Here is a 6538-nt window from a genome sequence, read left to right as displayed (position 1 = left end):
CGGTCGTGAACCGCGCCACACGCGCAGGCCCATCGGCGGACCTGCAGAGGCATCGCCTCGGTGACGGCTCCACATGCTGAACACAGCTTGGAGGAGGGAAACCATCGGCTGACCTTGGCGAAGGTCCTGCCGTACAGTTTCGCTTTGTACTCCAGCATGTTCACCAACGCCGACCAGCCGGCATCGTGCACGCTCTTGGCCAGCCTCGTGCGCGCCAGTGCGCCCACCGCCAGGTCCTCCACGAACACCGCATTGGTTCTCGCCGATGATCTGCGTGGAGAGCTGGTGGTGGAACTCGCGGCGGGCGTCGGCGACCTCGACATGCTGGCGGGCGACCTTGTGCCGGGCCTTGTCGCGGTTGTTGCTGCCCTTGTCTTTGCGGGACAGGGCGCGTTGCGCTTTCTTCAGCCGTTTCTCCGCCCGGCGCAGGAAGCGCGGAGAGTCGATCTTCGTTCCGTCCGACAGGACGGCGAAGTGCCCGAGCCCGAGGTCGATCCCGGCCTCGGCTTCGAGGGCGGGCAGCGGTTGCGCGGTGACGTCGACCACGAAGCTGGCGAAGTACCGGCCCGCCGCGTCCTTGATGACCGTGACCGAGGACGGGTCGGCAGGCAGGTCCCGTGACCAGCGCACCGCGACCTCGCCGATCTTCGGTAGGACGAGTTTCCCGTTCTGGCTCACCTTGAACCGGGCATTCTTGGTGAACCGGATCGCCTGCCGGTTGTCCTTGCGGGACCGGAACCGGGGCGGGGCGAGTTTCGGGCCCCTGCGCTTGCCCGACACCGATGCGAAGAAGTTGCCGAACGCCGTCGTGCAGTCGGCGAGCGCCTGCTGCAACACCACGGCTGACACCTCGCCCAGCCACGCCCGATCGGAGCGTTTCTTCGCCTCGGTGATGACCCGGCGCGACAGCTCAGCGTCGCTCACGAACGGCAACCCGTTCTCATGCGCGTCGTTGCGCATGCGCAGTGCGTCGTTGAACACCGTCCGGTCGCACCCGAACGCCCGGCCCAGCGCGATCCGCTGAGTGGGCGTCGGGTCGATCCGGTAGCTGTACCGCAACCGCACCCGATCACCATACAGTTGGGCTATGGCCGAGCACAGCGAGATGCTGCCAGTGCTCGCCCATCACCCTCGTCCTGTCATCGCACTGACCCCACCAACCCGCTCTCATACGCCGCGATGACCAGCTGGGCACGATCCCGAGCTCCGAGTTTGGCCAGCAGGCGCGTGATGTGGGTCTTGACCGTCGCCAGAGTCACGTGCAGGTGACCGGCGATCTCAGCGTTGGAAAGCCCCCGGGCGATGAGCACGAGGACGTCCCGCTCTCGCTCGGTCACCCCGTCCAGCCTCATGGGCCGCACCGCAACCGGAGTCCGGGTGAACTCCTCGATCAGCCGGCGCGTCACGGACGGCGCCAGCAACGCCTCCCCCCTGGCCACCACCCGGATGGCCGCCACCAGGTCCGCAGGCGGTGTGTCCTTCAGGAGGAACCCGCTGGCCCCTGCGCGAAGCGCGTCGTACACGTAAGCGTCCAGATCGAACATGGTCACGATCAGAATCCGCGAGGCATCACCGATGCGCCTTGTGGCCTCGATGCCGTCCATCTCCGGCATGCGAACATCCATCAGCACCACGTCGGGACGCTGCTCCAGCGTGACGGCCACCGCCTCGGCTCCTGTGGCGGCCTCGCCGACGACGGTCAGATCCGGCTCCGAATCGACCAGCACCCGGAAGCTCCCCCTGAGCAGTGCCTGGTCATCGGCCACGACCACCCGGATCACGCAGCACTCCCGTAAGGCAACGTAGCCAGCACCCGGAACCCTCCTCCAGGAACGACGCCCGCCTCGAAGGTCCCGCCGAACATCGCCACCCGCTCCCGCATACCGATCAGCCCATGCCCGGCTCCCTCCGTCGCCACCTGACCCCCCACACCTTCGCGATCCCCCATGCGCTCGCGGTCTCCCATACCCTCGCGCGCCCTCACGCCTTCGCGGTCTCCCATGACGTCGCCAACCCCTATGCCGTCGCGAATCCCCATGCCCTCGCGATTCCCCAAGCCGTCGCAAGTCCCCAAGCCGTCGCGATTCCCCAAGCCTTCGCGATTCCCCAAGCCTTCGCGGGATCGGCCGCGCCTCCCCGCACCCGCTGTCGGCAACCCCCGCCACTCCGTCACCCCCGCAACAGGCTCACGCCACCCGGCGTCCTCCCCGACCAGACCACGGCCGCCGGCACCACTTCCCGGCAGCCCGCCTCCCCCAGTCCCGTCGTCCGTCACCTCGATCCGCACCTCACTCGCGTCGGCCACCACGGACACCCGGCAACGAGCCGGCGCCGCATGCTTGACGACGTTGGTGAGCGCCTCCTGCACGATCCGGTAAGCCGACAACTCCACCCCCTCAGGAAGCCGCCGCTCCGGTGCCGCCCGGCCAAGGCGGCCGGCCTCCTCCCGCGCCCACTGACGGTCGTCCCGCACACCACTCTTGAACCGCCCACCCGACATCTCCGCAGGATCCTGTTCGTCGCGGCCGAGCTCGACCTCTTCCCCGCGTACCGGATCGTGCTCGGCCTCAGGGGGTGCGACACGGACGTCCAGTTCGACGTCCACCCCCGCCAATCGGGCGCGTTCGGCAAGCTGCTGGACCCCGGACAGCCCGGGGAGAGGCCTCCGATCGGGATCGTCATCGGAACGAAGCACCCCCAGCAGATGCCGCATCTCGACCAGCGCGCCGCGACTCACCGTCTCGATCACCTGTAGGGCGTCGTGTGCTTCTTCCGGCCTGGTCCGCATGACATGGTTGGCCACCCCCGCCTTGACCGCGATCAGACCCACGCTGTGTGTGACCACGTCGTGCAGCTCGCGGGCGATTCGCAGCCGCTCCTCCGTCACCTTCTTCTCGGCGAGCCGCTCCGCGTCGCGTGCCGCGTAGATCCTGCGTTCTCGTACGGCACGTCCCACGGTCCAGGATCCGCCCAGAGCGGCGATCCCGAGCAGCGGCACGTCGATACGCGTCAGCCAGAAGGGGCCGAACTGTGGAGTGCCGCCCATCGCCACCAGCCCGACCAGCATGATCAGGGTCAGCACGGCGATCGCCGCGGTGGGCGCCAGGGCGCCCCGATCGTCGGTGAGCGCCACGATGTACAACGCATAGGCGGGAGCGACGTACGAGATGTTCACCAGCCCCAGCACCACGGCGGCCACGGACAGCACCAGCACGAGGCAGAAGACCGGCACCGGCCACACGCGCCGCAGCGCGAGCGGCAGCCCCAGGGCGAGCGGGATGACGAGCCTGGCCCACGGCATGTCGAACGTCGGCGCGACCGCCGTCAGGAACAGCAGCGAGAAGAACAGCCCGGCCAGCACGTCGAGCAGGACCAGCTGGCGACGGCTCAGGCGCCTGGCGAAGAGGGGAGATGGCTCGTGCACGCGTAGACCGTAACCAACATCCCCTCGCCCGCACGTCAACCCAGGGTCTGACATCAAGGTTCGGACCGTGGTCCGATGTGCCGGCCACCCTCCGTACCGCATGCTCTACGGCGTGATCCAACTCACCCACCTGACCAAGCGCTACGGCGACACTCTCGCCGTGGACGATCTGTCCTTCTCCGTCGAGCCGGGCCACGTGACCGGTTTCCTCGGCCCCAACGGAGCGGGAAAGTCCACGACCATGCGTCTGATCCTGGGCCTCGACACCCCGTCCTCGGGAGAGGCCCTGGTCAACGGCCGCCCCTACACATCCTTGCCCAGACCCATGGCCGAGATGGGCGCGCTGCTGGACGCCGGCGCGGTGCACGGTGGCCGCACCGCCTATCACCACCTGCTCTGCCTGGCCCGCACCAACGACATATCAGAGCGGCGAGTGGCCGAGGTTCTCGATCTCGTGGGCCTGACCGGTGTGGCGCGCAAACGGGTGGGCGGTTTCTCCCTGGGCATGAAGCAACGGCTCGGGATCGCAGCGGCGCTCCTGGGCGACCCCCGCGTGCTGATGTTCGACGAGCCGGTCAACGGCCTCGATCCCGACGGCGTGCGCTGGATTCGCGATCTCATGCGCTCCCTGGCCGCCGAGGGCCGGACGGTTCTCCTGTCCAGCCATCTGATGAGCGAGATGGCGTTGACGGCCGACCGCATCATCATTCTCGGCCGCGGCAGGCTGATCGCCGAGACGACGGTCCACGAGCTCACCGCCCGCTATCCCACTCTTGAAGACGCCTATCTCGCGCTCACCGCCGGCAGTGTGCAGTTCGGGGCCGCACGATGAGATCCGTCGTCTCCTCCGAATGGCTCAAGCTCCGCTCGGTGGCCTCCACCTACCACGCGCTCGGGGTCGCCGCCCTCATGGTGCTGCTCGGGGTGGTGTGGAGCTTCTACGTGAGCGGGCTGGCGGACGAGCGCGGGACCCTCAAGGCGGCGGCGCCTGAAGAGGGATTCCTCCCTCTCGTACAGGTCAGCCTGGCCGTCATCGGGGTGCTGGCCATCACGTCGGAGCACACCAGCGGCATGATCCGCACGAGCCTGACGGTCGTCCCCAGGCGGGTCGTCCTTCTGCTGGCCAAGGCGGTGGTCGTCACCACGGTGACGTTCGCGGCGGCGGGCGGCATCGTCCTGACCACCTACGCGGTGAGCCGCCTGATCGCCGGCGAGCGGCGTCTGGGCTTCAACGAGACCCCGTTCACCGCGGATCTGCCTATGTTGCTGGCCTCGGTGCTGTCGGTGACCGTGCTGGCAGTCGTGGGACTCGGCCTCGGCGCCGCCATCCGATCCACCGCAGGGGCGCTCGTGTCGGTGTTCTCGCTGCTGTTCGTGCTGCCCGGCGTCGCCAACTACCTGCCCGCTCCCTGGAACACCAGGATCGCCACCTTCATGCTGCCCAACCTGGTGCCACAGCTCGCCGGCCATCGGCTCTCAAGACACCTGGGCGAGGGGCTCCTGCCGCCGTGGGCCGCCCTGCTGGTGCTGCTCGCCTACGCAGCGGTCGCACTCGCAGCGGGCCTGCACACGCTCAGAAGGCGTGACGTATGACGAGCCGCCTGCCCCACGCCCTGCCGGACCGCGTCCCGCAGGCTGCCGAGTCGCTCACCAGACCACGCGCGAACGCTCCCGGAAGACATACTCGATGAACGTACTCAGCTCCGAATGGCTGAAGGTCCGCTCGGTCCGCTCCAGTTGGCTCCTGCTGATCCTCAGCCTCGGCACCATACTTCTCGGCCTGGCCATCGCTTGGACGGCCGCTGACATGTACGACAGCGCCGCTCCGGACAGACGAGCGGTGGCCTCCATCGCGGAGGTCGAGGAGGTCGTGCTGATCGTGCCACAGCTCTGCATGGGCGTTCTGGGCGTGCTGGCCATCACCTCGGAGTACGCCACCGGCATGATCAGGACGACCTTCGCCATCGTGCCCAAGCGCTGGCCCGTGCTCACGGCGAAGGCCGTCGTGGTAGGTGTTCTGGGCCTGATGACCGGCGTCGTGACAGTCTTCGCCACCTACCTCGTGACGCGTCTGGTGATCGGTGACCGCTTCTCCGGCGCCTACCTGACGCCGTTCCCCGAGAGAGTGCCCACACTGGTCGCCTCGGGCCTCACCGTCTGTGTGTTCGCACTCCTGGGGCTGGGGCTGGGGGCCATGCTGCGATCAACGGCAGGAGCCATCGCCATCCTCGTCGGCCTTGTGTACGTCTTTCCCATCATCGTGGGCAACCTTCCCGCCCCCTGGAGCAGTCGTCTCGGCTCCGTGATGATCGGCGCTCTCCCTCGCGAGATCAGCGGCGTCCCCTTCAAGTCCTCCGTGTACGGCGCGCTTCTCCATCCTGCGGTGGCGGCCGCCGTTCTCGCGGCGTACGCCCTGTTACCCGTACTCGCTGGCACCTGGCTCCTGCGCCGCAGAGACGCCTGATCACTCCACACCGGGCAAGCCTCAGAGGCGACAACAGCAACCACCACGTCCGCCACTGTCGCCAAGCCGGACATCCGGCAAGAAGGTCAGAACCACGGGCCTGCTAACGGCCACCAAGCAACCGCCGTCATGGCAAGCGCCGGACCAACACGCGGGTTGTGCTGCCGTCGTCTTCCTCGATGTCGCGAACGTGCTTGAACCCGATCTTGGCCAGCACGGCCAGGGATGCCCGGTTCGGCTCGGCGACGGTGGCGAACACCTCCGTCAGCTTGAGGGTGTCGAAGCCGTACGCGACGACCGCCTCCGCCAACTCGGTTCCCAGGCCGGACCCCCACGCCGCCGGCGCCAGCGCGTAGATGATCTCGTGCCCTTCGACGGTGTCGGTCGGCTTGATCTCGGCATGCCCGATGAGCATCCCGCCCTGCCGGACCGCCCAGACGTCGAACAGGTCCTGCGCGTAGACCTTCGTGAAGATGCGTCCGAACAGCGCCCGGTCTTCCTCCTCAGAAGAAGGACCGTCCCCCATCCACTGCGACACCCTCTCGTCCTGGAACAGCGCAATGAAGCTTTCCTCGTCCTCAGGGACGTACGGCTCCAGAACCAGCCGTTTCGTGTACAGAGTCGGCGTCACAGCCGACGACGCTACTCAC

At 67.9% G+C, this 6538-nt stretch carries 6 protein-coding genes and 2 pseudogenes; 3 read left to right on the top strand and 5 right to left on the bottom strand.

Annotated elements, in window-relative coordinates:
- The 4 genes and pseudogenes from AB0H64_RS22505 to AB0H64_RS22490 all read right to left on the bottom strand — a co-directional run.
- A partial coding sequence (locus tag AB0H64_RS22505; RefSeq protein WP_357627539.1) for a transposase occupies positions 1-158 on the bottom strand: 158 nt, incomplete at its 3' end.
- 151 nt (positions 159-309) lie between these two features.
- Positions 310-1065 (bottom strand): annotated as a pseudogene (locus AB0H64_RS22500) (transposase); the annotation flags it as partial.
- Positions 1066-1139: 74 nt separating this feature from the next.
- Positions 1140-1781: a response regulator transcription factor gene (locus tag AB0H64_RS22495; RefSeq protein ID WP_357627515.1), complete on the bottom strand. Its 642-nt coding sequence runs from the start codon at positions 1779-1781 to the stop codon at positions 1140-1142.
- Positions 1778-3424 (bottom strand): histidine kinase, encoded by a 1647-nt coding sequence (locus tag AB0H64_RS22490; RefSeq protein ID WP_357627513.1) that lies wholly within the window; start codon positions 3422-3424, stop codon positions 1778-1780. The genes AB0H64_RS22495 and AB0H64_RS22490 overlap by 4 nt, the downstream gene beginning before the upstream one ends.
- Positions 3425-3536: 112 nt before the next feature.
- On the opposite strand from AB0H64_RS22490, the pseudogene AB0H64_RS22485 reads away from it, so the two are divergent.
- The 3 genes and pseudogenes from AB0H64_RS22485 to AB0H64_RS22475 form a co-directional block, all read left to right on the top strand.
- Positions 3537-4160 (top strand): annotated as a pseudogene (locus AB0H64_RS22485) (ATP-binding cassette domain-containing protein); the annotation flags it as partial.
- A 92-nt stretch (positions 4161-4252) separates the two neighbouring features.
- Positions 4253-5017, top strand: a complete 765-nt coding sequence (locus AB0H64_RS22480) for an ABC transporter permease subunit (protein ID WP_357627511.1) — start codon at positions 4253-4255, stop codon at positions 5015-5017.
- 94 nt (positions 5018-5111) lie between these two features.
- Positions 5112-5888, top strand: coding sequence for an ABC transporter permease subunit (locus tag AB0H64_RS22475; RefSeq protein WP_357627509.1), 777 nt, complete (start codon positions 5112-5114; stop codon positions 5886-5888).
- Between the two features lie 127 nt (positions 5889-6015).
- Here AB0H64_RS22475 and AB0H64_RS22470 read toward each other — a convergent pair whose 3' ends face one another.
- On the bottom strand, positions 6016-6519 hold the full coding sequence (locus AB0H64_RS22470; RefSeq protein ID WP_357627506.1) for a GNAT family N-acetyltransferase: 504 nt from the start codon (positions 6517-6519) through the stop codon (positions 6016-6018).
- Positions 6520-6538 lie beyond the last annotated feature (19 nt).

This window comes from Nonomuraea sp. NPDC050733 (genome assembly GCF_040654215.1).
Taxonomy (GTDB): Bacteria; Actinomycetota; Actinomycetes; order Streptosporangiales; family Streptosporangiaceae; genus Nonomuraea.
This window is presented reverse-complemented; position numbering and strand designations above follow the sequence as displayed.